The following is a 517-nucleotide window of genomic DNA, read 5'->3' on the forward strand; positions in this document are numbered from 1 at the left end:
TACCGGCGTGCTACCGGCTGGATGCCGAGCAGCTAAGCGTGCAAAGCCGCGATTTCCACCACCGCAACCTGGTGGCCCTGCTGCTGAACAAGACGCTGGAAAGCCTGTACCCGGCCGATGCACCTTCGCTGGAGCTCGCCGAGTTCCGGCTTGGCACGGCACGCCGCGGGCCCGCCCTGTCGCCGGCCGAGTCACGTTTTCAGGCCCTCACCCACGAAGACTATTCCCCCAACGGCGCGCGCCTGGCACAACGCCTCGATATCGCCAAGTACCGGCGCTTCCTCACCGAGCGTGATGAGCTGGAACGCCGTATTGCCACCTTGCGCACGCAGGCCTTGCAAGCCAGCCACGATCATGACGCCTGGCTCGGGACGGCCGAGCCCCAACATGTCGATAACCCCTACAGCCTGGCCGCAGCCCTGGCCTGCTACGACCGCGATGAAATCACTTCCGCGCGCGGGCTGGAAATCTCCCTGGCGCTGCTGATTCAGTCGATGGGCCAGCCGGCGCCCGGTAC

At 66.2% G+C, this 517-nt stretch carries 1 pseudogene; it reads left to right on the top strand.

The window, feature by feature from the left end:
- Positions 1-517, top strand: a pseudogene (locus FQ664_RS25740) (T6SS effector BTH_I2691 family protein); the annotation flags it as partial.

The organism is Pseudomonas persica (assembly GCF_900291015.1).
Taxonomy (GTDB): Bacteria; Pseudomonadota; Gammaproteobacteria; order Pseudomonadales; family Pseudomonadaceae; genus Aquipseudomonas.